The sequence below is a fragment of the Nocardioides cremeus genome, assembly GCF_030518195.1.
Lineage (GTDB): Bacteria > Actinomycetota > Actinomycetes > Propionibacteriales > Nocardioidaceae > Nocardioides > Nocardioides cremeus.
This window is the reverse complement of record NZ_JAULSC010000003.1, coordinates 66,207-90,221: the sequence shown is the minus strand read 5'-3', so window position 1 is coordinate 90,221 and position 24,015 is coordinate 66,207. Positions and strand designations below refer to the sequence as shown.

The following is a 24,015-nucleotide window of genomic DNA, read 5'->3' as shown; positions in this document are numbered from 1 at the left end:
GCACGATACTGCCGAGTAGCCGCTTTCGTGGCATCCGTCACTAACACATGCCCCCGGTGGCACACTCGGCGCCGTGCCGCATCCCCTCCTCGCCGGTCGTCCCGCCGTCCTGGTCGCCTCCGCCGCGGTGCTCGTGGGCGGGCTCCTCGGACGCATCTGGGCGGTGCAGGGCTCGTGGTTCTACACCGACGACCACCGGCTGGTGCGCGACGGCCTCACCACGGACTCGCCCGCCCGGCTGCTGGACCCGTTCGACTCCCAGCTCATGCCGCTGGGCCGCGCCCTGGCCTGGCTGGTCTCCACCACGTCGCCGGACCGGTGGGTGCTGACCGCGACCACCACCGTGGTGCTCCACCTGCTCGCCTCGCTGGCCTGCCTGGCGATGCTGGTGGTGCTGGTCGGCGTGCGGTGGCGCGTCGTGGTGCTGCTGGCGCTCTACCAGACCTCGGCGGTGGTGCTGCCGGCCACGATGTGGTGGGCAGCAGCGCTCAACCAGCTGCCGCTGCAGGCGGTGCTGATGGGCTCGGTGGCCACCTGGGTGCTGCACCTGCGGTCCGGGCGTCGGCGCTGGGCCGCCGCGACGGCCGTGCTGGTGGCGGTGGGCCTGCTGGCCTACGTCAAGGCGGTGCTGGTGCCCCTGGTGCTGGCCGCCCTCCTGCTGGGCTGGTTCACCGACGGCGGCCCGTGGCAGCGGGTGCGCGCCGCGGTGCGCGGCCAGTGGCAGGCCGCGCTGGCGCTGGGCACGCTGGGCGCGGTCTTCAGCGTCTACTACCTGACCCAGGTCCCCCAGGTCTTCGTCGAGTCGCAGACCGGGGAGCAGGTCGCCGACGACCTGGCCGGCTCGATGCTCGGCTCGACGCTGCCCGTCGGGCTGCTCGGCGGGCCCTGGCGCTGGGACACCAGCAACCCGCCGACGTCGTACGCCGACCCGCCGGGGTGGGCGGTCGCGCTCAGCTGGGTGGTGCTGCTCTCCCTCGTCGCCGGACTGGCCCTGCTGCGCCGCCGCACCGGCCGGGCCTGGCTGCTGCTGGGCGGCTACGCCGCGGTGGCGTTCGTGCTCGTCCAGACCAGCCGCGCCCAGGTCGTCGGCGGCGTGGTGGGCCTCGAGTACCGCTACCTCACCGACGTGCTGCCGGTGGCGCTGCTGGCGCTGGTGCTGGCCACCACCCGGGTCGAGGGTGCCGTGGGCTCGAGCGAGCCCCGCGCCGCGAGGCCCACGCGGTACGCCGCGCCGTACGCGAAGCTGGCGCTGCCGGTCACGGCGCTGCTGGTCGCGGCGGTGCTGGTGGGTGGGGTGCTGAGCTCGGTGACGTACGTGCGCACCTGGCACCAGGACAACCCGGGCGAGGCCTACCTGGTGACGGCGCGGGAGACGCTGACCGGCCGGGGCAGCCTCGACCTCGCCGACCAGGTGGTGCCGCCCGACGTCGTGCCGGGCTACCAGTTCCCCGCCAACACCACGAAGCTGCTGCTGCCCCTGCAGGTGCCCGGCCTGCGCTTCCCCGAGGTCACCGACGACCTGGTCGTCCTCGACGACACCGGCCGTGCCCACCGGGCCGAGATCGACGTCGCGGTGGACGCGCCGCCGGGTCCGGAGGAGGGCTGCGGTTGGCGGATCGGCTCCGCGCCCGTCACCATCGACCTGGACGGCACGGCCTTCGACAGCACCTGGTGGGTGCACCTGGGCTTCGCGGCGTCGACGGACGACACGGTGGAGGTGACGGTGCAGGACACCACGACGCGCGCTGCGGTGCGCCAGGGTCCCAACTCGCTCTACTGGCGCGTGGAGGCCGAGATCGGGTCGCTGACGATCGGCGGGCTGCGCTCGGGCACCAGCCTGTGCGTCGACGTGGTCGAGGTCGGCGACGCCGTCCCCGGGGCACCGCTGTGACCACTCCCCCGCCCGAGCGGGTCGTCGAGCAGTTCCCGCACCTCGACGCGCTGCGCGCCGTCGGCGCGGTCGCCGTGCTGACCACCCACACCGCGTTCTGGGGCGGCGAGTACACCGACAACGGCACCGCCGGCCGCCTGCTGGCCCGCCTCGACGTCGGTGTGGCGCTCTTCTTCGTGCTCTCGGGGTTCCTGCTCTCGCGCGCCTGGCTGCAGGCGGCGGCCGACTCGTCGCCGCGCCCGGAGACCGGCCACTACCTGTGGAAGCGGTTCCTGCGGATCGTGCCGGTCTACCTGGTCGCGGTCCTGGCCGCCCTGTGGTTCATCGACGCCAACGCCGCCCTGACGACCGGCGACCGGGCGGCCGCGCTGCTGCTGTCCTCCTCGCTGGTCGACCCCTCGTTCCCGGCCGGGCTGACCCACATGTGGAGCCTGATGGTCGAGGTGCACTTCTACCTGCTGCTGCCGTTGCTGATGCTGCTGGCCACCGGACGCCGCGGGGGCCTCGACGTGCGCCGCACCTGCGCGGTGCTGGTGGCGATGCTGGTGGTCAGCGTGTGGTGGCACCTCGACGGCGCGCTGCGCGTCGGCGAGGGTCGCAGCATCGACGCGGGGCAGTGGTTGCCGGCCTACCTGGGCTGGTTCGCGGTCGGCATCGGGCTGGCGCTGGCACAGGTGCTCCTGGTGCGCGGGCGCGCCGGACGCGGCACCACGCTGCTGGTGCGCCTGGCCGCCCAGCCCGGGGTCTGCTGGAGCGCCGCCGGCGGCCTGCTGCTGGTCGCCTCCACGCCGGTCGCGGGGCCGGTGCTGCTGGCCGCCCCCACGACGGGCCAGTCGCTGACCAAGAACCTGCTCTACGCGGCCGTGGGCGGCCTGCTGGTGCTGCCGGCCGTGCTGCGCCAGCGGCACGCCGACGCCCCCGCCACCACCTTCGACCGCCTGCTGACCAACCGCGGCGCGCGGCACCTCGGCCTGGTCTCCTACGGCATCTTCTGCCTGCACCTGCCGCTGCTGCACCTGGTGATGTGGGCGACGGGCTGGGAGCTCTTCGCTGGCCGCGGGCTGCAGATCTGGGTGCTCACCCTCGTCATCAGCGTCATCGCCGCCGAGGCGGCCTACCGGCTCGTCGAGCGTCCGGCGCTGCGCCTGAAGACGCTCCACCCCCTGCGGCGCCGCGGCGCTGCGCCCGCCGAGAAGAGCACCGCGGCCACCGGCAGCACGACGAGGTAGGCGGGCCAGGCCAGGGCCGCGGCCCAGCCGGCGGGGTCACCCCACGGCCGCACGGCGTACGCCGCCACGGCGGGGAGCACCGGCAGCGCCAGCACCCACGGCTCCCAGCCGGGGGCCCGGCGGCGCAGCAGCACCACGAGCGCGATGCTGCCCGCGGCGGCCAGCAGCCCCCACCACCCGGCCAGCAGGCCGGCGCCCAGCAGCGCGGTCGCGGCAGCGGTCGCCGGACGCGCCCCGCGGGCCGCCAGCGGGGGGAGGTCGGCGTCGCGCGGCCGGCGGCGGCGCACCAGGGGTGCGGCGACCACCAGCAGCAGCGCCAGCAGGGCGCCCGCGCCGACCAGGAGGCCCCAGCGGTAGGCCCGGTCCGGCTCGAAGCGCAGGGCGACGGGGCCGGAGGCGTCGGGAGGGAGCACCCAGCCCTGCTGCCACCCGTCGACCGTCACGGGCGTGAGGGAGGTCCCGTCCTGGGTGGCCGCCCAGCCCGGGTTGGTGTTCTCGCGGGCCACGAGCAGCGACGCACCGTCCGGCGGTGCCGCGACCACGCGGCTCGCGGGCTCGCGGTCGACGGCCAGTCCTTGGTCGAGCAGGGCTCCGGCCGGCGGCGTCGGCAGGGCGCCCAGCACCACCGACTCGACCTCGAGCGCCGCCGTGTCGCCCATCCGCACCGTGGTCTCTCCGGCCGGCAGCGCCAGCCGTCGCTGGGTGGGGCCGGCGCCGGGCCCGCAGGGCACGACCTCGGTGCTGCGTCCCGCCGCCAGCTGGGCCGGCGAGGCCTCGACGCGGGTGCGCCACGTCGTTGTGCCGACGCGCAGGGTCGGGCCGGTGCCGCACGCGTAGCGCCGCTGCTCGAGGGAGAGGCGCAGCGGCTCGTAGGGCACCCCGCCCAGGCGCAGCTCACCGATGCCGACCCCCACGGGGTGCGGGACGCCGTCGAAACCGAGGTCGGTGACGGCCTCGCTCTCGAGCACCTCGATGGCCAGCGCGTCGGTGCGCACGCCGGGCAGCCGAGCCCGCCCGTCGTCGAGGTCGACCTCGAGGCTCTGGTCCTCCCAGCTCACCCGCACCCGCGTCGGGACGGCGGCGGCCGTGTCGGGGTCGGTGCGCACGCGCAGCGAGCGGACCCGCTCGGTGCCCAGCCACGAGACCCGCAGGGTGGGCGTGGGGTCGGCGGGGTCCGCGGTCCAGGTGGTGCCGAGGTCGCCGTCGAGGGCCGCCAGCGCCGAGGCCCGGGGGTCCGGCACGGCGCTGCTGCTGGCCTGCACCGAGAGGGCGCGCCCCTGCAGCACCAGCTCCGACAGCTCGTCGGAGGCCCGCGGACGCACCCGCAGGGAGACCTCGGAGAAGTCGGCCGGCCCGGCGAGGCGCACCACCCGGTCGAGGCCGGTGGCCTCCTCCGGCTCGACGACGCGGCGCTGGACGCAGCGCACCTCCGACCGCTCCTGCTCGGCGTCGCCGACCTCGACGCAGCCGGCGCGTCGGTCCTTGTCGGCACGCAGCACGACGGCGTCGGGCGCACCCCAGGCCTCGGGCAGCAGCGGCAGCACGAGGGGCCGGCGCACCTGCACCCCCGGGATCCGCACCTCGGCAAGGCTCAGCTGTCGGTCGGCCTCCAGCGCGCGCACCTCGACGTACGACGTGGGCCCGCCCTCGAGCGGGACGGTGCGGCTCTCCCCTGGCCCGACCGCGACGGGCTCGGACGTGCTGCCCTCGGTGCGCACCACCAGCTCCTGCTCGTCGGTGGCGTCGGGGCCGCCGACCAGGCGCACGGTGCTGGGTGAGCGGGGCGAGTCGAGCTCGAGGCGCCACCAGGCCGTGCCGCTGCGCCCGGCGCCGGAGCGCCACGCCGACGCGGTGGAGCCGTCGAGCGCCGCCCACGGTGACGAGCCGCGCCGGATCGTGCCGAACGAGTCGGCGTCGGAGGCCGAGGACGAGGCCGAGAGCGAGGCCGCGCCCACGAGCCTGGCGGTGGTCGACCACCGGTCGTCGGAGTCGAGCCGGTAGTCGCGCACCGGGTTGCCGGTGCGACGTACGTCGCCGGCCACGAGCGCCGCCGAGCTGCCGTCGTGGATGCGTGCGAAGGACCGCTCGCGGGCCCGCAGCCCGTCGGTCAGCACGACCGGGGCGTCGTCCAGCGCCTCGGGCAGCTCGTCGGGCGCGTCGGCGGCCAGCACCACCGGCCGGTCGTCGAGCGCCTCGGCGTCGACGAGGTCGGCGAGGTCCTCGGGGCCGGCCGCGACCAGCGCGGTGACGTCGGCAGCGACGGCCGGGTCGGCGTCGGAGACCTCCCAGACCTCCACGGCCTGGTAGGTGCTCTGCCAGCCGCCCGCGGCCAGCACCCGGCCGTCGTCGTCCTGGCCGAGCAGCGAGGCCCCGCCGAGCAGCGGCCCGAAGCCGGTCACCTGGGCCACGCCCGGGCTCTCGCGCAGCGCCTGGCGCACCAGCACCGGGTCGGGGGTGGCGTCGGCGCGCTCGAGGTCGCCGCGCACGACGACGTAGCGGACCCCGGCCCGGCGCAGCGCCGCCGCGAGCCCCGGGGACCCGTGGCCCTGGGCCAGGCGTGCCTCGATCCCGTCGAGGAGGCGGATCGCCCCCGGGGGCACGAGCGGCACCACGTTGCGCACCGCCCAGCGCGAGCCCGCCAGCCACTGCATCGGCTCGTCGTCGGGGTCGCCCCACAGGTAGCGGCCGAAGGGCGAGCCGGGCACCAGCAGCGCTGTGGCGTCGCCCCGCTCGGCCTCCTGCTCCTCGAGCCAGGCGGCCGTGTCGCTCCAGTAGGACGGCACCTCGAGCACCGCGTCGGCCGGCGCGATCCGACCGGCCAGGGCCGGGGCGGCCGCGCCCGCGACCACCGCCACGGTGACCGCGAGCGCGGTCGCGGTGTTGAGCCGCACCAGGCTGCGGGTGCGGCCGTCAGGAGCGCGGCCGGCCTCGCGCCGCCCGGCCCGCACCAGCGCGTCGATGCTCAGCGCCAGGCCGAGGACCAGCGGCAGGCGCACCACGGGGTCAAACTTGTGGACGTTGCGCAACGGGGAGAGCACGCCGTCGAGCTGGGCCTGCAGGTCCGCGGCGAACCAGCCCTGGACGGCACCCAGGTGGCCCGCGGTGACCATCAGGAGGCCGACGAGCAGCCCCAGGCCCAGGAAGCGTCGGTGCGGGTGGTGGCGCAGCATCAGGCCGGCGAGCCCGAGCGCCAGGACGACGGCCGAGTTCAGCGCCAGGTACGACGTGGTGAGCAGGTCGCGCCCGGCGCGGGAGCCCTCCTCGATGTAGGGCACCCAGTTCGAGGTGCCCCGCAGCGCGTCGACGAGCGTGGTGGGGAAGGTGGTGACCGACGCCGACTCGATGTAGTCGAGGAACGGCGGGCTGTAGGAGCCCATCAGCGCCAGCGGGACCAGCCACCACAGGGTCCCCAGGACGGTGAAGGCCGGCCACCAGAGCATCAGCGCGCGCCGACGGGGGCCGGGGGCGCGGGTCAGCAGCCACACCGCGCCCAGCGGGATCACCGCGAACGACGCCGCGGCGTTGACGCCTCCGACGAGGCTGATCGCCAGCGCCGACAGCGCGGCCGCGCGCCGCGGGGAGCCCCGCTCGGCACCGGTCACCAGGGGCAGCAGCACCCACGGCGCCAGGGCGATCGGCCAGGTCTCGCTGGAGATCGGGCCCATGGTGGTGAGCACCCGTGGAGAGAGCGCGAACGCCGCTCCCGCGACCAGGCAGGCCAGGTCGCTGCGCACCCCCAGCGCCCGGGCCAGGCGGGCGGTGCCCGCGAAGGCGACCGCCAGCACCAGCCCCCACCACAGCCGCTGCACCACCCAGCCGGGGACGGCCAGCAGCGCGCCGACCCAGAAGAAGCTGCCCATCGGCCACAGGTAGCCGTAGGCCTGGTTCTGCAGCTGTCCGAACGCGCCCTCGCCGTCCCACAGGTGCAGGGCCCGGGCCAGGAAGTCACCCGGTGCTGCGACGAGGTCGAACTTCGTGTCGGCGGCCAGCAGGCCGGGGTCCTGCACGAAGGCCAGGCCGACCAGCAGCGCGCAGCCGGCGAGCACGCGCAGCCCGAAGCGACCGCCGTCGGTGGCGGCGGTCGCGCTCATCGTCGGCGCAGCACGATGACGAGGTTCCAGGTCACGACCTCGCGCAGCACCGGCACCCGCAGCAGCCAGCGCGACCACCACGGGTTGTAGCGCGGGCTCAGGTCGACCAGCTCCACGCCCCCGGCGGCGGCCTCCCGGCGCGCCCAGTCGAGGCCCGCGCCCACGGTGACCGCGAACAGCGACTCGCCGTACTTGTTCTTGGGCTCGTGGCCGTGGGTGCGCTCGTAGCGGCGTCGCGCCCGGGCGCCGCCGAGGTAGTGCCACGGCGCGGTCTCGTGGCCGCCCCACGGCCCGAACCAGACCGTGTAGCTGATGAAGACCAGGCCGCCGGGGCGGGTCACGCGCACCATCTCGCGTGCCATCGTCCACGGCTGCGGCACGTGCTCGAGCACGTTGGAGGAATAGCAGACGTCGACGCTGTCGTCGCGGAAGGGCAGCTGCATGCCGCTGCCCACCACGGTGCCGTTGGCGATGGTGCCGAGGCCGGCGAGCTCACCGACATCGGAGTCGAGCGCCAGGTACGTCGCCCCGGCGGCGGTGAAGGCGTCCCGGAAGTAGCCGGGACCGCCACCGACGTCGAGGAGGACTGCGTCCTCCAGGTCGGTGTAGGAGGCCAGCTGGGCCGCGGAGTCCTGCGCCAGGGCCGTGTAGAACCGCGCCGGGTCGTCCTGCTCGTGGCGGAACTCGCGCAGCAGCCGCACCGACCGGCGCAGCGTCGCCCGGTGGGACCCGGGTCGGGGACGGCGGTTCATCGGGCTCGGCACGCGCGCACCCTACCCACTGCGGCCCTTGGTAGGTTCGCTCGATGCACCAGGCCCACCCCGGACCGCTCACCGGCCGCCACGTCGTCCTGCTCAGCTGGCGCGACACCGCCAACCCCGAGGGCGGGGGTGCCGAGCGCTACCTGGAGAAGATGGCAGCCGGCCTGGTCGAGCGCGGCTGCACCGTGACGATCTTCTGCGCCGCGCACGCGGCGGCAGCGCCCGAGGAGGTCGTCGACGGGATCCGTTTCGTGCGCCGGGGCTCGAAGCTCAGCGTCTACGCGCAGGGGATGCGCGCGCTGCGCCGGGGCGACCTGGACGGGCCGCACGGGCCGCCGGACGTGGTGGTCGACGTGCAGAACGGGCTGCCCTTCTTCTCGCGCCTGGTCACCCGGCGTCCGGTGGTCGTGCTGGTGCACCACGTGCACCGCGAGCAGTGGCCGGTGGTCTACCCCGGCCGGGCCGGGCGCGTCGGGTGGTGGATCGAGCGCCGGCTCGCGCCGTGGCTCTACCGGCGCGAGCAGTACGTCGCCGTCTCCAGCGCGACCCGCGACGAGCTCGGCGAGCTGGGGGTCGACCCGGCCCGCACCGCCGTGGTGCACAACGGCACCGACCCCTACGTGCACGTCGACCCGGGCAAGAGCCCGGCGCCGATGGTGGCGGTGGTGGGCCGGCTGGTGCCCCACAAGCAGGTCGAGCACGCCATCGACGCCGTGCTGGCCCTGCGCGGACGCTTCCCCGGGCTGCGGCTGCACGTGGTCGGCTCGGGCTGGTGGGAGGCCGAGCTGCACGCCTACGCCGAGGCCCACGGCGCCGGCGGCAGCGTCGTGTTCGAGGGCCATGTCGAGGAGGAGCACAAGCACGAGGTGTACGAGCGGGCCTGGGTCCTGGCGCTGCCCTCGCTGAAGGAGGGCTGGGGCCTGGTGATCGGCGAGGCCGGCATGCACACCACGCCCACCGTGGCCTACCGCTCCGCGGGCGGGACCCAGGAGTCGGTGGTCGACGGCACCTCGGGCGTCCTGGTCGACGACCAGGCGACGTTCACCGCCACGCTGGGTCGCCTGCTGGACGACGCGGACCTGCGCCAGCAGCTGGGTCGCGGGGCCCTGGAGCAGAGCCACCGCTTCACGTGGTCGCGTGCCCAGCAGTCGTTCGCCGACGTGCTGGTGGAGGTGCTGTCGGGCCGGCGGGTGGCCGGCTCCGACTAGCGGCCCGGATCAGCCCGGATCAGCCGTTGGTGCCGTACTGGACGACCGGCTGGTTGACGTTCGCCGGGGACGGACCCTCGGTGCCGGTGTTGGCGTTGACCAGACCGACGACCGTCACGGCGGCGACGACACCGCCGACCACAGTGGTGGTGACGGTGGCGAAGATGGTGGCGATTCCGCCACTGAGAACAGCAGACACAGTTGACCCTCCCTCAAAGGTGACTGGAGAGTAACAGCGGAACCCAGGGGTACGACGAATCTTTGACTCATTGTTGACGACGGTGGCTCATCCTTTGCCCGGCCCGCAGCAAGGGGCCCAGGAGCAGCACCAGCCAGCCGCCCCACCCGGCCGCCGTCGCCACGACCCAGGCCCGCGGCACCTGGCGCGCGACCGCTCCCGGCACCTCGACCACCACCAGGTCGTCGGCCACCGGTAGCCGGCGCCCCGCCACCTCGACGGCGCCGGCCTCCTCGCCGCCCGGGGCGCTCCGGTCGACCACCACGACCCCGATCCCGGCCCGGGCCAGCGCCGCAGCCCGGCCCTGCGGGTCGGGCTGCGCCAGCGCGGCCCGCGCCTCCTGCACCCGGGGGTCCTCCCCCGCCACCACGGTGCCCGAGACCACCAGCTCGTCGCTGGCCACGTGGTCGCGCCCCAGGTAGCGGCCCAGCGGGTCCAGCACCGTGCGGCCGCCGTTCCAGGCGGGAGCGCGGAAGCTGCTCAGCGGCAGCACCAGCACGTCGCCGGGGGCGGCTGACTCCACCGCCTCGCGCGCCTGCTCGTACGACGGCGGGTACGACACCGCGCGCAGCCCGCCGCCCGGGGTCCCGCCGAGTCCCCAGGCCACGTCGGGCATCAGCGTCACCGGCCACACGACCAGCACGCCGGCCAGCAGCAGCCGCGGCACGGCCGGCACCGGCCCCGGCCAGGCACGTGCGACCCGCGCGCGGGCCTCGACCACGCCCTGGGAGGCCGCCCCGACGAGCAGGGGCGCGCAGAGCACGAGGATCCGCGCCCCGTCCCTGACCACCCCGGCGCCCGGTACCGCTGCCGTCACCGCCCCCACCGCAGCCGGGGCGGCCCAGGTCAGCACCGCGGTCCCCCACCCCAGCCACCACAGCACGAGCAGCCCGCCGGCCTCGCGGGTCCCCAGCCGCCGCCACCAGCCGCGCCACCCGGCCGCGACCAGGAGCACCAGCACGCCGGTCGACAACCAGGCCGCCACCCCGGCCCGGGACCCGGGCAGCACCTCGGAGTTCCAGGCCCCGCCCAGCCCCAGGGCCGCCAGCGGCCCGGGCAGGGCGCCCTCGTCGGCCAGCGCGAAGACCGCAGCCCCGGCGGGGTCGCCCAGCGCCGCGCCCGCGTGCAGCAGGCCGGCCACCAGCCACGGCGCGTTGGCCAGCAGCGCCACCGCCGCCACCCGCGCCACCTGGGCCGGGTCCTTCCGGTTCGCGAGGACCAGCAGCACCGCCGCGGTGGCCAGGCCCGCGCTCGCGCTCAGGGACGCGACGACGACCAGCACCGGCAGCACGCCGGGCATCCGGCCCTCCTCGCGCCAGCGCCGGGCCGCGCCGACCAGCCACGGAAGTGCGGCGTACCCCAGCAGGACGGGCCAGTGGCCCAGGCCCAGCCGCTCGACGACCAGCGGGTTCCACTGCCACAGCGTCACCGCGGCCAGCGCGCCGACGAGACTGCCCCGCGGAGCCAACCGGGCCGCGCCCAGCCCGCCCACGACCAGCGAGCCCAGCAGCACGAGCTTCTGCAGCACCATGCCCGGCACGACCTCGTCGAGGACCGCGACGACCGCGTCGGAGGGCACCGCGCGCGGCAGCCCGCTGCCGGTGCCGAGCGCGTCGGCGCGCAGCGCCAGGTCGGGCACCCACACCATGTCGTAGGACAGCACGTAGCCAGGGCCCAGCGCCGGGCCGAGCAGCAGCACGGCCAGCAGCACCGACCAGAGCGGCACCACCAGTCCTCGCCGCCGCCCCAGGTCCACGCGCGAAGGAAACCACACCGTCACCGTCCGAGCCCGCCGAAGTTGTCCACCGCGCGGTCCGCTGACCTACGCTCGACCCGTGACGAGCACCACGGACGACGCGCCGAGCGGTCCGACCGCCCCCGGCGCCGGCGCCCCCGGTCGCACCGGACTGCGGGCACTGCTGCGCGGCAGCGCCGGCATCGCCGTGGCGATGGGCGTCATGAACGTGGCGACCTACGCGTTCCAGATGATCTCGGCCCGCCTGCTCGGCCCCGCCGACTACGGCGTGCTCGCGCCGCTGATGGCGCTGCTGATGGTGGTCGCGGTGCTGCAGCTGGGCCTGCAGGCCACCGGCGCCCGCCGCATCTCAGCCGACCCCGAGCACGTGGCGCAGATCGAGCGCGTGGTGCTCGGCGTGACCTACCGCGCCGCGCTCGGCCTGGGCGCGCTGATGCTCGTGCTCTCCCCCGTGGTGATGGTGGTGCTGCGCCTCGACAGCATGCTCCCGGCCGTGCTGCTCGCGGTCAGCGCGGTCCCGCTCACGGTGATGGGCGGCCAGGCCGGCATCCTGCAGGGCGAGCGGCGCTGGCTGCCCCTCGGCATGGTCTACCTCGGCATGGGCGTGCCGCGCGTCGTCGTCGGCACCCTGTGCCTGCTGGTCTCCCCCACCGAGACCGCGGCCATGCTCGGCGTGATGATCGCGATGTTCGTGCCTGCGCTGATCGGCTGGTTCGCCCTGCGCCGCCCCCGCGACGAGGCCAGGCACAGCGAGGCGCACACCCGGCGCCCGGTGGCCCGTGAGGCGGTGACCGCCTCGCTGGCGCTGCTCGCCTTCTTCGTGCTCTCCAACGCCGACATCGTGGTGGCCCGCAACGTCCTCGACGACCACGACGCCGGGCTCTACGCCGCCGGGCTGATCCTGACCAAGGCGGTGCTCTTCCTGCCTCAGTTCGTGGTGGTCGTCGCCTTCCCGTCCATGTCGACGGTCGAGGAGCGGCGCCTGGCCCTGCTGCGCAGCCTGGGCCTGGTCGCTGCCCTCGGCGTGGCCGCCACGCTCGGTGCCTGGCTGCTCAGCGGGCTGGCCATGGTCTTCGTCGGAGGCCAGGAGTACGCCGACGTGCAGTCGCGGCTGTGGCTCTTCGCCGTGATCGGCACGCTGCTGGCGATGCTGCAGCTGCTGGTCTACTCGGTGCTGGCCCGCCGCGGCACCCGCTCGGCGTACCTGGTGTGGCTGGCGGTGCTGGTGCTGGTCGCCGCGGCGGCCGCCACCGCCTCGTTGAGCGCGCTGGTGCTGGTGGTGATCGCGGTCGACGCGACCCTCTTCACCGCCCTGCTGGCGCTGAGCCTGCACCGCCTGCGCGACCCGGCCTGAATCTCGCGCCGACCCGGCCCGTACTTCGCGTCGACCCGGCCCGGATCGACGCCCTCGTCAGTGCGCGGCCTCGTGCCAGCTGCGGCCGGTGCCGACCGACACGTCGAGCGGGACCGTCAGGTCGGCCGCCGCGCCCATCTCGGCGCGCACCAGCGCCTCGAGCGGCTCGCGCTCGCCGGGAGCCACCTCGAGCACGAGCTCGTCGTGGACCTGCAGCAGCATCCGCGACGAGAGCGAGGACTCGTCGATCGCGCGCTGCACCCGCAGCATCGCGATCTTGATGAGGTCGGCGGCCGAGCCCTGGATGGGGGCGTTCAGGGCCATCCGCTCGGCCATCTCGCGGCGCTGGCGGTTGTCGCTGGTCAGGTCGGGCAGGTAGCGGCGGCGTCCCTCGATGGTCTCGGTGTAGCCGGTGCGCCGCGCCTCGTCGACGATGCCGCCCAGGTAGTCGCGGATGCCGCCGAAGGTCTCGAAGTACTCGTCCATCAGGCCCCTGGCCTCGGCCGGCTCGATGCCGAGCTGCTGGCCCAGGCCGAAGGCCGAGAGGCCGTAGGCCAGGCCGTAGTTCATCGCCTTGATCTTGGCCCGCTCCTCGGTGCCGACCTGCTCGGCGGGGATGTCGAAGACGCGGGCTGCGGTGATGGAGTGGAAGTCGCTCCCGGACTTGAACGCCTCGATGAGCAGCGCGTCCTCGGAGAGGTGCGCCATGATCCGCATCTCGATCTGGCTGTAGTCGGCCGTCATCAGCGACTCGTGCCCCTCGCCCACCACGAAGGCCTCGCGGATGCGCCGGCCCTCCTCGGTGCGCACCGGGATGTTCTGCAGGTTGGGGTCGGTGCTGGAGAGCCGCCCGGTCGCGGCGATGGTCTGGTTGAAGGTGGTGTGGATGCGCCCGTCGGAGGCCACGGTCTTGAGCAGGCCCTCGATGGTCTGGCGCAGCCGGATGACGTCGCGGTGGCGCAGCAGGTGCAGCAGGAACGGGTGCTCGGTCTTGACGTACAGCGCCTGCAGCGCGTCGGCGTCGGTCGTGTAGCCGGTCTTGGTGCGCTTGGTCTTCGGCATCGCGAGCTCGTCGAAGAGCACCACCTGCAGCTGCTTGGGCGAGCCGAGGTTGATCTCCTTGCCGATCACGGCGTACGCCGCGTCCACGGCCGCGCGCACCTCGTCACCGAAGTGCGACTCGAGCGACTCGAGGTGGTCGGTGTCGACGGCGATGCCGGTGGTCTCCATGCGGGCCAGCAGGTGCACCAGCGGCAGCTCGACCTTGGCGAGCAGCTCGGTGCCCCCGTGCTCGGCGACGGCGCCGTCGAGCGCCTCTGCGAGGTCGAGCACCGCGCGGGCGTGCAGCATCGCGGTGCGTGCCGCGGAGTCGCCGGCGCCCTCGAGCCCGGAGTCGAGGCCGGCGTCGAGGCTGTCGAGGCTCAGCTGGCCGTCGTCGCCGCCGCCCTGCTTGAGCTCGCGCTTGAGGTAGCGCAGCGTCAGGTCGGAAAGGTCGTAGGAGCGCTGGTCGGGGCGCACCAGGTAGGCGGCCAGGGCGGTGTCGGACTGCAGGCCCTCGAGCCGCCAGCCGCGGGCCGCCAGCGCCAGCATCGGACCCTTGGCGTCGTGCAGCACCTTGGGGCGCTCGGGGTCGGCCAGCCAGGCCGCCACCGCCGCGTCGTCGTCGGGGGTGACCTCGGCGGCGTCGAACCAGGCGGCGGTGCCGTCGTCGGCGGCCAGGGCCAGCGAGTGCACCTCGCCAGTGCCGGCGCGCCAGGTGCCCTGCACGGTGACGCCGACGCGCTCGGTGGCGTGCCGGGCCAGCCAGGCGGACACCTCGCCCGGCGCCAGGCGGACCCCCTCGAGCTCGAAGCCCGAGCCGTCGACGACCTCCTCGGAGGTCAGGGTCTCGAAGAGCCGGTCGCGCAGCACCCGGAACTCCAGCCCGTCGAAGAGGGTGTGCACCTCCTGGCGGTCCCAGGGCCGCAGCGCGAGGTCGGCGGGGCGCAGCTCGAGGTCGAGGTCGCGCACCAGGGCGTTGAGGCGCCGGTTGCGCATCACGTCGCCCAGGTGCTCGCGCAGGGCCTCGCCCTTCTTGCCGGTGATCTTGTCGGCGTGGGTGATGACGTTGTCGAGCCCGTCGTAGGTGTTGATCCACCGCGCCGCGAACCCCTGGCCGACACCGGGCACGCCCGGCAGGTTGTCGGAGGTCTCGCCCACGATCGCGGCCAGCTCGGGGTAGCGCGCCGGAGGCACGCCGTACTTGGTCTCGACCGCCTCGGGGGTCATCCGGGCCAGGTCGGAGACGCCACGCATCGGGTAGAGCACCGTGGAGCGCTCGGTGACCAGCTGCAGCGAGTCGCGGTCGCCGGTCAGGATCAGCACGTCCATCTCGGGGTCCTCGGCGAGGGCCTGGGTCACGAGGGTGGCGATGATGTCGTCGGCCTCGTAGCCCTCCTTCTTGAGGAAGGGGATGCGCAGCGCGTCGAGGACCTCCTCGATCAGCGGGAGCTGGCTGGAGAACTCCCCCGGCGTCTTCTGCCGCTTGGCCTTGTACTCGGAGTACTCCGCCATCCGGAAGGTCTGGCGCGAGACGTCGAAGGCGACGCCCACGTGGGTCGGCTGCTCGTCGCGCAGCACGTTGATGAGCATCGAGGTGAACCCGTAGACGGCGTTCGTGTGCTGGCCCGTGGTGGTGGAGAAGTTCTCGACCGGCAGCGCGAAGAAGGCCCGGTAGGCCAAGGAGTGGCCGTCGAGCAGGAGCAGCCGCGGGCGGGTGGGGGCAGTCGTCTCGGGCACGCAGCGACCCTAACCGTTGGCGCCGACGGCGCCTCGCTAGGTTGAGCCCATGAGCGAGATGGACGTGGAGCAGTACGTCGCCTCGATGCCCCAGGGCATGGGCGGGCTGAACGAGAAGATGGGCATCGAGCTGCTCGAGGTCTCCACCGAGCGGGTCGTGGCCACGATGCCCGTCGAGGGCAACACGCAGCCCTACGGCCTGCTGCACGGCGGAGCGTCCGTGGTGCTGGCCGAGACCCTGGGCTCCATCGGCTCGGCGCTGCACGCCCATCCCGACCGGGTCGCGGTGGGCGTCGACATCAACGCCACCCACCACCGCTCCGCCACCAGCGGCACCGTGACCGGGGTCGCGACCCCGGCCCACCTGGGACGCACGAGCGCGACCTGGGAGGTCGTGGTCACCGACGAGCGCGGCAAGCGCGTGTGCACCTCGCGGATCACCTGCTCGCTGGTGCCCCGCGAGCGGGTCGGCCTCTAGCCGAGGCTCTGCTGGCGACGCAACGACCGTCGCGCGGCGAGCATCTGTCCCCGCGCCGACCGGGGGCGCTCGGAGACCGGGCGCTGCGCCTCGACCTTGGCGCGCACGGCGGGCGTCGCGGCGACCCGCAGCACGGCCTGGGGGCGCAGGGCGAGACGGGCCATGAACCGGTTGGCATCGCGCGAGGACGCCGACGCTGCGGTCATCACGTGCGTGATGCCGAGGTCCTCGGCCCACGCGACGGCGGCCTCGACCAGCGTGCGGCCGACCCCGTGGCGGCGCTGGTCGGGCACCACGGTGGGCGTGTAGCACTGGACGACGGGCTCGAGGTTGATCGGGCTCAGCGTCGCCACCCGCAGCAGCACCGCTCCGGCCGGGCGGCCGTCGTGCTCGGCGATGAAGAGCCGCTGCTCCGGCGAGAGGGCAGCCTCCTTGATGACCTGCTCGAGGTCGGCGACCTGCTCCTCAAGGTCGCAGCGGCGCAGGTGCTCGCTCCACAGCTCGGCCAGGAACAGAGCGTCCTGCTCGCCCGCGCACCGCAGGCTCACGGGACTCCGACTCATCTCGCGCACCCCTTCGGACCCTCGACAGTGGCGCGCCCACGTGGGCGCGTCCGACCGGGCGAGACTACGCTCCTGCGCGCCGTGCTGTCGCATGGTCGAGACCACCTTTAACCCGCCCGGACGGGCCGGAGCCCCGAGGACCACCGTTGAGCCCCCTGCTGCTGACCCCGCCGCCGTTGCTGGTCCCCGGTGTCGGCACCGCGGTCAACGTCGTGACGGTGCTGGTCGGCTGCCTGCTGGGCGTGCTGCTGGGCCACCGTCTGCCCGAGCGCACCCGCGAGCTGGTCACCGACGGCCTCGGCCTGGTGACGCTGCTGATCGCGGCCACCGCCGCCGTGGAGGTGCTCTCCCCGGAGCTGGCCGCCGCGGTCGGCGACAGCGCTCCGATGCTGATCGTGCTGGGGTCGGTCCTGCTGGGCGGCATCACCGGTTCGCTGCTGCGCCTCGAGCAGCGGGTCGAGGGCCTGGGCAGGTGGCTGCAGCGCCGCCTCGCGGGCGGGGCGGGCTCGGTGGACCGCCAACGCTTCGTCGAGGGCTTCGTGGTCGCCTCGCTGGTCTTCTGCACCGGCCCGCTGACCATCCTGGGCTCGCTCAACGACGGGCTGGGCAACGGGGCCGACCAGCTCTTCCTCAAGTCGACCCTCGACGGCTTCGCCGCGATCGCCTTCGCCGCGTCCTTCGGCTGGGGGGTCGCGGCGTCGGTGCTCACGATCGTGGTCGTGCAGGGCGGCCTGACCCTGGCCGGTCTCGGGCTGGGCGACCTGCTGCCGGACGCGCACCTGGCAGCCGTCACCGCCGTGGGCGGGCTGGTGCTGGTCGGGGTGGCGCTGCGGCTGCTGCGCATCCGCGAGGTCGCGGTCTCCGACCTGCTGCCGGCACTGCTGGTCGCACCCCTTCTCGTGCAGCTGGTCGTCTTCCTTCGGTGACGGAGATCCCCCGATCACGTCACGATTCGGCAACGCTCCCCGAGTGTGCCGCGCCTCACACCCCTGTAGGTCTACCGTGACCGTGCTAAGCCAGACCTCCGGGGGTCGGGCACCGGTGAAGGCACCAACACCTGAGGAAAGGGTTCACCACGTGAATCGATCGACCACATCCCACTGGGTCAAGCTCATGGCCGGCACCGCCGCGCTCGGCCTGGTGCTGACCGCCTGCGGTTCGGAGGACTCCGAGCCCGAGGCCACTGACAACGAGCCCACCAGCGAGTCGAGCGAGTCGGGGGCACCCGCCGACGACGAGTTCACCAACGACGAGTGCGCCGACGGCTCCTCGAACGCCGACACGTTCAAGGCTGGCGGCATCCTGCCCCTGACCGGCAACCTGGCGTTCCTCGGCCCGCCCGAGGTCGCCGGAGTCGGCATGGCCGTCTCCGACATCAACGCCGCCGGCGGCGTCAACGGTGCCCAGGCGTGCCACCAGATCGAGGACTCCGGTGACACCACCGACCTGTCCATCAGCACCGCCTCGGCGCGCAAGCTGATCCAGGACGAGGCCTCGGTCGTCATCGGCGCCGCGTCCTCCAGCGTCTCGCTGAACTTCGTGGACCGCCTCACCGCCGCCAAGGTCACCCAGGTCTCGCCCGCCAACACCGCGGTCGACCTGAGCGGCTACAGCGACTTCTACTTCCGCACCGCCCCGCCGGACGGCATCCAGGGCAACGCCCTCGGTTCGCTGATCTCCTCCGACGGCTTCCAGAAGGTCGCCTTCATCGTCTTCTCCGACACCTACGGCACCGGTCTGCGTGACGTGGTCCAGGAGACGATCGAGGCCGGCGGCGGCGAGTGCACCTACGGCTGCAAGGGCGACGGCGACGAGTTCCCGGCCGGCCAGACGACCTTCTCCTCCGAGGTCTCTGCCGCCACCAACTCCAACCCCGACGCCATCGTCATCCTCGCCTTCGACGAGACCAAGGCCATCGTGCCCGAGCTCGCGTCGACCGGGTGGGACATGTCGGCGACCTACTTCTCCGACGGCAACACCGCCGACTACTCGGAGGACTTCGAGGCGGGCACCCTCACCGGCGCCCAGGGCACCATCCCCGGTGCCGACGCGGCCCAGGACTTCAAGGACCGCCTGATCGCCTGGAACGAGTTCGCCTTCGGTGACGGCCTGACCGACTTCGCCTACGCGGCCGAGTCGTACGACGCCACCATCCTGGCGGCCCTGGCTGCCTACAAGGGCGGTGCGACCGACTCCGAGACGGTGCAGCAGAACTTCGCTGCGGTCTCGGGCGCCAACGGCGGCGAGGAGTGCACCTCCTACGCCGACTGCACCGCCATGCTCGACGAGGGCAACGAGATCCGCTACGTCGGTCCTTCGGGCATCGGCCCGATCGACGAGGAGAACGACCCGTCCTCGGCGTTCGTCGGCATCTACACCTTCAACGACGAGAACAAGAACGAGCTGACCGCCACGGTCGAGGGCCAGAAGCAGTCCTGACCCCCTGACGCTCGTCCGACGAGGGCCCCGCACCGATCCTGGCCTGTTCGGCTTTTAGTGTGGTTTTGGGCGCGCCTTGTCCGGCCCTCCCGGTAACCTTGACCCTTCGGTCAGGGCCCGGGAGGGCCGGTTCGCGTTCGGAGGGGGTCGCTGGTGGTTGCCGCCCGCGACCTCGAGGACGGCACTGCCGGTGGGACCGGCGCCGGCACGCTGTCTGGCGGAGACGTCCCGCCAGGAGGACAACTGACCGACGCAGCAGCACCGCAGTGCCCGGACCCGTCACACGCGGGGAGCCGGGTGCGCCGCCGTGGGCTCAGGGCCTCCGCGGCCGGCACACGGCAGCGGTTCGAGTGCCTGCCCGAGACCGGAAAGCGGCACTTCTTCACCACCCCGGCCGCCGGAGCGGTCGAGGCTGGACGCTCACCGAGGCAGCGGTGCCCTGACCCGTGGCACGCCGACGCCCGGGTCCAGGGACGAGGCACGCGCACGACGAAGGCGGGCACCTGGCGGCGGTTCCGGTGCACCCGGCCCGACGGCAGCTCGCACTTCTTCCAGGTGCTCGCCTCGGCGGCCGGCACCCAGCTCACCTCGCTCGACCGCCCGCCGGGGTGCCCCGAGCACGCGGTCTCGAAGGTGACCCGGCAGGGCGTGTACGGCCGCGGCGCCACGAAGCGGCAGCGCTACCGCTGTGTCCCCGCCGACGGCACGGCGCCACACACCTTCACCCCGCCACTGGCACGGGAGGCCGTCGAGGTCGGTGTCGAGAGCTGCACGACTTGCGACGAACTGCTCTCCCCGCACCGCGGCGCGCTCACCGGCGCCCGGCACACCCCGTGGACGCTCGCGTTGTACGCCCGGGCGCTGAACGAGCTCTCGATGGGCGCCAGCTACGCGGCGGTGTCGCTGATGATGCGCGAGTACCGCGACCGAGCCAGCCGCCACCTGCTCGAGCACCATGGCGGCGGCGCGCTGCTCGACGGGCAGGCGACCGGGGCCGCGCAGTCGTACACCGCCGCGCAGGGCAAGTCCGCCTGGCACCTCGCCGCCGACCTGGTGGAGCAGTACGCACCGCTGCTGTGGCGCCCCGTCGAGCAGCAGATGCGCGACCGCGACCGGCAGCAGCGCGCCGCGAACGACCAGCAGCTCGCCGCTGCACCGAACGCCGCGCTCGCCACCCCCATCACCTGGCTGCTCGACGAGCAGCCGGTCATTTTGTCCGGCCGTCGCCGGCGCGGCCAGCAGCGGCGCCTTGAGCGGAACCAGTGGAGCTTGCTGGTGGTCGTCGAGGTCCGCTGGCACCCGGCCGAGGACCCGATGAGCTACCCGCGTCGGGAGTACCGGCTCCGGCTGGCGCGCGCCTACCCGCGCGCGAACGAACAGGCGTGGCGGCTGGTGCTGGACGAGCTCGGCGAACGCCCGGACTTCATCGTCGCCGACAACGCCGAAGCCATCAGCAACGCGGTGACGAAGCAGTACGGCGCAGGGGTCGTCGGACTGGTCCCGAGCCTGTTCCACATCCAGCGCAACCTCCGCGACGCACTGAGGAAGCTGCCAGGGGCGACCACCAAGCTCGAGGGGCGCACCGTGCTGGTCCCCGAACTGGCCAAGCACCTCGACGTGCTCGCTCGCGACGAGCTGCTCAACCTCGGCCCCGCCGACTGGACACGGTGGTGGGACGACCTCATCGGAGCCGTCGCCACGCTGCCGGCGCCCGTGACCGGAGTGCTGGAGCAGCGCCGCATCTACGAACCCCGGGTCGCGGCCGCGCTGCCCATCCTGGCCCGACAGCCGCAGCTGCCGGCGTCCAACGCCGCGGTCGAGAACCGGATCCGGCACGCGCTTGAGCCGTTCCTGGACAACCGCAAGCAGCTGTACCGCAACCTCGCCCGGACGAACTTCCTGCTCGATCTCGCGGTCGCCCGGGCCCAGGGCGCGTTCACCGACCTCGACGAGGTCACCCGGCTGCTGCGCGAAGACAACGAGGCCGCCGGCGGGTGGGCACCCGCCCCGCGCACCCTCGCCGACGCTCAACCGCCACAGCGCGCCGAGGGTGAGCCGCCACCGGTGTACTCCTCGCTGTTGAACCCGCTGCTGGTCGCCGCGCTCGCCGAGCAGCGGCTCACCCAACCACCCGTTCGGCAGCAGGACGGGCAGCAGGGCGGGCAGCAGAGCGGAGGGCGACCGTGACGCTCACCGACGCCGGCTTCGAGCTGTTCCAGCACCTCACCGCCCGCACCTTCCTCGTGCTCGACACCGAGTACACCCGCGACCCCGACGGGGATGGCGACCGCATCATCTCCCTGGCCATCACCCCGGTTGTCGGCGGGAAACGGGTTCGCGACGGCGAGCTGTACGTCGAGATGAACCCCGGCGTGCCCGTTGACCCCCGCTCCACCGCGGTGCACGGCTTCACCACCGAGGCCGTGGCCCGCAAGCGCCGCTTCGGCTACTACGCGCCCGCGGTGCTCGACGCCCTCACCGTCCCCGACGCGGTGCTGGTCTGCCACACCGGCAGCGACATCCGGGTGCTGCGCCGCGAGTTGGAGCGGCTCGACGAGGCGAGGGCAACCGGGGACGCGACGGTGCCCGTCGGCCTCGAGCAGCTGCCCGAGCTGCCCATCATCGACACCAGCACCCTGCCGCGACTGCTCCGGCTGCCCGGCGTCGGTCAGCGCGGCGTCGTCAGCCTCGCCACCTTGTGCCAGCTCGTCGGGGTCGCCAACGCCGAGGCGCACCACGCCCGCGCGGACGCCCGCGCCACCGCCGACGCCCTGGTCAAGCTGCTCCTTCACGCCGCCGGGGCGTTCGCCTACGACAGCCTCGAGGCGCTGCTCGAAGATCACGCCCGGGGCACTACCCACGACCCGAAGCTTCCTGGCTACATCCGCAGCCGCCGCGAAGCGCCCGTCGTCCCGACCGAGCACCTGGTCCGCCACGACTCCCCGCTCACCCACGCGGGCACTCCGGCCGAGCAGCAGGCGTGGTTGGAGCTGGCCGTGGAGTGCGTGCGGCTGCGCTGCCCGCACCTGCGCACCGAAGCCACCCTCGCCGCCCAGGAGAACGGCGCCGCGCTGTTCGACCCACTCGTCGCGCTGCTGGCCACCGTCACCGAGCCCGGCCAGGCAGGCACCCTGCTCGGCGCCGTCGCCGCACTCATCACCGCCTCCAGCCCTGGTGCCGACCCGCCCGCGGCCGCGCCCGCGCTCGCGCACACCCGGGCGCTGCGCTGGTGGGCCAAGCAGCGGCCCCAGGTCGAAGCCTCCACCCCGTGCGAGCCGTCCGGGTCTCGCTCCTGCCCCGACTGCTGGGAAGGTCACGGTTGCCCCCGCGACACGCTGTACCAGCCAGTGACCCGGATCGCGGTGCTCGGCGAGCAGGGCAGGCTCACCAAGACCGGCATCCGAGACCGCCTCTTCGGCAAGCGCGAGGACCGTCGCATCAACCGCTGGTCACCGACCCACCCGCGCGAGACCGCGTACATGGCTTGGATGGTGTTCACCTTCACCGTCGAGGAGGACCGGGTCCTCGCCGCGAACGACTACCTCGCCGTCGCGATGAGCAAGGGGCTCCACCTGCTCGAGCCGCGCCTGGCCCGAGTCGCGTGCCAGTCGATCGCGGAGACCCGCGGGCTGACCGCAGCGAAGGAGGTCGCGGGGACGGTGCTCGCCGGCCGCACGACCGACCCGGCCTACGATGAGCTCGAACTGTGGATGACCTGGCACGAGCAGGCCGCGGTCGCCACCGCCCGGGCCCAGCAGCCGCGCACCATCACCCACCGGCGCCTCGCCCGCCCCGAAGGGCGCGTGAACCCGAACCCCTACCTGCCGCGCTGATGGACGAACCACTCGGACATCCCAGCCGGCGTTGAAGCGCGCGCCCGTTCTCCCACCGCGATGAAAGCAATGTTCAGCGCACGCTGTACTATTCAGCACATGCTGACCACTGCTAGCCGTCTTGACGTGATGAACAGGTTGGGTCGGGCGATGGCCGACCCCACGCGCTCCCGCCTACTCATGGCCCTTCTGGAGGGCCCCGCCTACCCCGGCGACCTCGCCCGCGACCTAGACCTGACCCGGTCCAACGTGTCGAACCACCTCGCGTGCCTGCGCGACTGCGGCATCGTCGTAGCCGAACCCGAAGGCCGACACACGCGCTACGCCGTCGCTGACCCGCACCTCACCCGGGCTCTCACTGCGCTCATCGACGTCACCCTGGCCGTCGACGAGAGCGCACCCTGCATCGACCAGCAATGTGTCCTGCCCGGGTGTGGCACCCAAGGGGCCGGCGCCTGATGCTGACCTCCGCAGCGCAGGCCATCGGCCTGTTCATCGCCACCAACATCGACGACATCATCGTGCTGTCGCTGTTCTTCGCCCGAGGAGCTGGACGGCCCGGAACCACGTCGCGCATCCTGGCTGGGCAGTACCTGGGGTTCGCCGGCATCCTCGCCGCGGCAGTGCTCGTGTCGCTCGGCGCCGGAGCCTTCCTGCCCGAGGCCGCGATCCCCTACTTCGGCCTCATCCCGCTGGTCCTCGGCCTCTGGGCTGCATGGCAGGCATGGCGCGATGATGATGATGATGATGATGACGACGACGCCAAAGTCGCCGGCAAGGCCGTCGCAGTGTGGACCGTCGCCGCCGTCACCTTCGCCAACGGCGGCGACAACATCGGCGTCTACGTCCCCGTCTTCTTGAACGTGGGCCCCGCCGCGACAGCCGCCTACTGCGTCGTCTTCCTCGTCCTCGTCGCCGCCTTGGTGGTCGCAGCCAGGTTCGTCGCCACCCGACCAGGAATCGACGAAGTCCTCGAACGCTGGGAGCACATCCTGTTCCCGGTCGTCCTCATCGGCCTGGGCCTGGTCATCCTCTACAGCGGCGGAGCCTTCGGGCTCTGATGCTTCGCCTGGCCAGCGGTCGAGCACGTGCAGGTAGCGCGGGCCTAGTCGCCGTCACCCTCGACAAGAGAACGCTCCACCGCGCGCCGGTCACGCTCGAGTAGCGCTCGCCGACACGCCGCCCGACCGCTACCTGCCCCCGAGCTCCGCCCATCGCGTGCAGGCTGGAGCCATCGGCTCGGAGGCGCAGACGTGAAAGCGCCCCCCGGTCCGATCGGACCGGGGGGCGCTTCGATGCGCCATAGGCGCGCCGTGAACCCACACTAAAAGCCGAACAGGCCGATCCTGGTGCGGGGCCCTTCGTCGTCCCCTGGACCGCACACGGGGGCGCGGGG

General features: G+C 73.7%; 17 protein-coding genes. 11 read left to right on the top strand and 6 right to left on the bottom strand.

The window, feature by feature from the left end:
* Positions 1-73: 73 nt before the first annotated feature.
* Both QWJ41_RS04790 and QWJ41_RS04785 read left to right on the top strand, forming a co-directional pair.
* On the top strand, positions 74-1,891 hold the full coding sequence (locus QWJ41_RS04790; RefSeq protein ID WP_302706052.1) for a hypothetical protein: 1,818 nt from the start codon (positions 74-76) through the stop codon (positions 1,889-1,891).
* Entirely contained in the window at positions 1,888-3,120 is a 1,233-nt protein-coding gene (locus QWJ41_RS04785) for an acyltransferase family protein (protein WP_302706051.1), read from the top strand. Before QWJ41_RS04790 ends, QWJ41_RS04785 begins: the two co-directional genes overlap by 4 nt.
* On the opposite strand, the gene QWJ41_RS04780 is transcribed toward QWJ41_RS04785, so the two are convergent.
* Together QWJ41_RS04780 and QWJ41_RS04775 are read right to left on the bottom strand one after the other, a co-directional pair.
* Positions 3,006-7,211 (bottom strand): alpha-(1->3)-arabinofuranosyltransferase domain-containing protein, encoded by a 4,206-nt coding sequence (locus QWJ41_RS04780; RefSeq protein ID WP_302706050.1) that lies wholly within the window; start codon positions 7,209-7,211, stop codon positions 3,006-3,008. The genes QWJ41_RS04785 and QWJ41_RS04780 overlap by 115 nt on opposite strands.
* Positions 7,208-7,975 carry a class I SAM-dependent methyltransferase gene (locus QWJ41_RS04775; RefSeq protein ID WP_302706049.1) on the bottom strand — a complete coding sequence of 256 codons (768 nt, stop codon included), beginning with the start codon at positions 7,973-7,975 and terminating at the stop codon, positions 7,208-7,210. Before QWJ41_RS04775 ends, QWJ41_RS04780 begins: the two co-directional genes overlap by 4 nt.
* A 41-nt stretch (positions 7,976-8,016) precedes the next feature.
* Between QWJ41_RS04775 and QWJ41_RS04770 the strand changes: the two genes are divergently transcribed.
* On the top strand, positions 8,017-9,180 hold the full coding sequence (locus QWJ41_RS04770; RefSeq protein ID WP_302706048.1) for a glycosyltransferase family 4 protein: 1,164 nt from the start codon (positions 8,017-8,019) through the stop codon (positions 9,178-9,180).
* A gap of 19 nt (positions 9,181-9,199) precedes the next feature.
* Here QWJ41_RS04770 and QWJ41_RS04765 read toward each other — a convergent pair whose 3' ends face one another.
* Together QWJ41_RS04765 and QWJ41_RS04760 are read right to left on the bottom strand one after the other, a co-directional pair.
* The gene (locus QWJ41_RS04765) at positions 9,200-9,379 is read right to left on the bottom strand and encodes a hypothetical protein (RefSeq protein WP_302706047.1); all 180 of its coding nucleotides are present in this window, start codon (positions 9,377-9,379) and stop codon (positions 9,200-9,202) included.
* A gap of 67 nt (positions 9,380-9,446) precedes the next feature.
* On the bottom strand, positions 9,447-11,174 hold the full coding sequence (locus tag QWJ41_RS04760; protein WP_302706046.1) for an MmpA family trehalose lipid delivery protein: 1,728 nt from the start codon (positions 11,172-11,174) through the stop codon (positions 9,447-9,449).
* A 79-nt stretch (positions 11,175-11,253) separates the two neighbouring features.
* Here QWJ41_RS04760 and QWJ41_RS04755 point away from each other — a divergent pair, with 79 nt between their 5' ends.
* The gene (locus tag QWJ41_RS04755; RefSeq protein WP_302706045.1) at positions 11,254-12,528 is read left to right on the top strand and encodes an MATE family efflux transporter; all 1,275 of its coding nucleotides are present in this window, start codon (positions 11,254-11,256) and stop codon (positions 12,526-12,528) included.
* Positions 12,529-12,585: 57 nt separating this feature from the next.
* On the opposite strand, the gene polA is transcribed toward QWJ41_RS04755, so the two are convergent.
* Positions 12,586-15,306 carry a DNA polymerase I gene (polA, locus tag QWJ41_RS04750; RefSeq protein WP_302706044.1) on the bottom strand — a complete coding sequence of 907 codons (2,721 nt, stop codon included), beginning with the start codon at positions 15,304-15,306 and terminating at the stop codon, positions 12,586-12,588.
* A gap of 58 nt (positions 15,307-15,364) precedes the next feature.
* Here polA and QWJ41_RS04745 point away from each other — a divergent pair, with 58 nt between their 5' ends.
* Positions 15,365-15,784, top strand: a complete 420-nt coding sequence (locus QWJ41_RS04745; RefSeq protein WP_302706353.1) for a hotdog fold thioesterase — start codon at positions 15,365-15,367, stop codon at positions 15,782-15,784.
* On the opposite strand, the gene QWJ41_RS04740 is transcribed toward QWJ41_RS04745, so the two are convergent.
* Positions 15,781-16,347 carry a GNAT family N-acetyltransferase gene (locus QWJ41_RS04740; protein WP_302706042.1) on the bottom strand — a complete coding sequence of 189 codons (567 nt, stop codon included), beginning with the start codon at positions 16,345-16,347 and terminating at the stop codon, positions 15,781-15,783. The genes QWJ41_RS04745 and QWJ41_RS04740 overlap by 4 nt on opposite strands.
* Before the next feature lie 146 nt (positions 16,348-16,493).
* On the opposite strand from QWJ41_RS04740, the gene QWJ41_RS04735 reads away from it, so the two are divergent.
* The 6 genes from QWJ41_RS04735 (at position 16,494) to QWJ41_RS04710 (ending at position 23,680) form a co-directional block, all read left to right on the top strand.
* Entirely contained in the window at positions 16,494-17,273 is a 780-nt protein-coding gene (locus tag QWJ41_RS04735; RefSeq protein ID WP_302706040.1) for a DUF554 domain-containing protein, read from the top strand.
* 187 nt (positions 17,274-17,460) lie between these two features.
* The gene (locus QWJ41_RS04730; RefSeq protein ID WP_302706038.1) at positions 17,461-18,786 is read left to right on the top strand and encodes an ABC transporter substrate-binding protein; all 1,326 of its coding nucleotides are present in this window, start codon (positions 17,461-17,463) and stop codon (positions 18,784-18,786) included.
* A 153-nt stretch (positions 18,787-18,939) separates the two neighbouring features.
* The gene (locus QWJ41_RS04725) at positions 18,940-20,973 is read left to right on the top strand and encodes a hypothetical protein (RefSeq protein ID WP_302706036.1); all 2,034 of its coding nucleotides are present in this window, start codon (positions 18,940-18,942) and stop codon (positions 20,971-20,973) included.
* Entirely contained in the window at positions 20,970-22,619 is a 1,650-nt protein-coding gene (locus tag QWJ41_RS04720; RefSeq protein WP_300401234.1) for a 3'-5' exonuclease, read from the top strand. The genes QWJ41_RS04725 and QWJ41_RS04720 overlap by 4 nt, the downstream gene beginning before the upstream one ends.
* Positions 22,620-22,718: 99 nt before the next feature.
* Positions 22,719-23,078, top strand: coding sequence for a Cd(II)/Pb(II)-sensing metalloregulatory transcriptional regulator CmtR (gene cmtR, locus QWJ41_RS04715; RefSeq protein ID WP_068123217.1), 360 nt, complete (start codon positions 22,719-22,721; stop codon positions 23,076-23,078).
* Positions 23,075-23,680, top strand: coding sequence for a cadmium resistance transporter (locus QWJ41_RS04710; protein WP_302706351.1), 606 nt, complete (start codon positions 23,075-23,077; stop codon positions 23,678-23,680). Before cmtR ends, QWJ41_RS04710 begins: the two co-directional genes overlap by 4 nt.
* Positions 23,681-24,015: the final 335 nt, after the last annotated feature.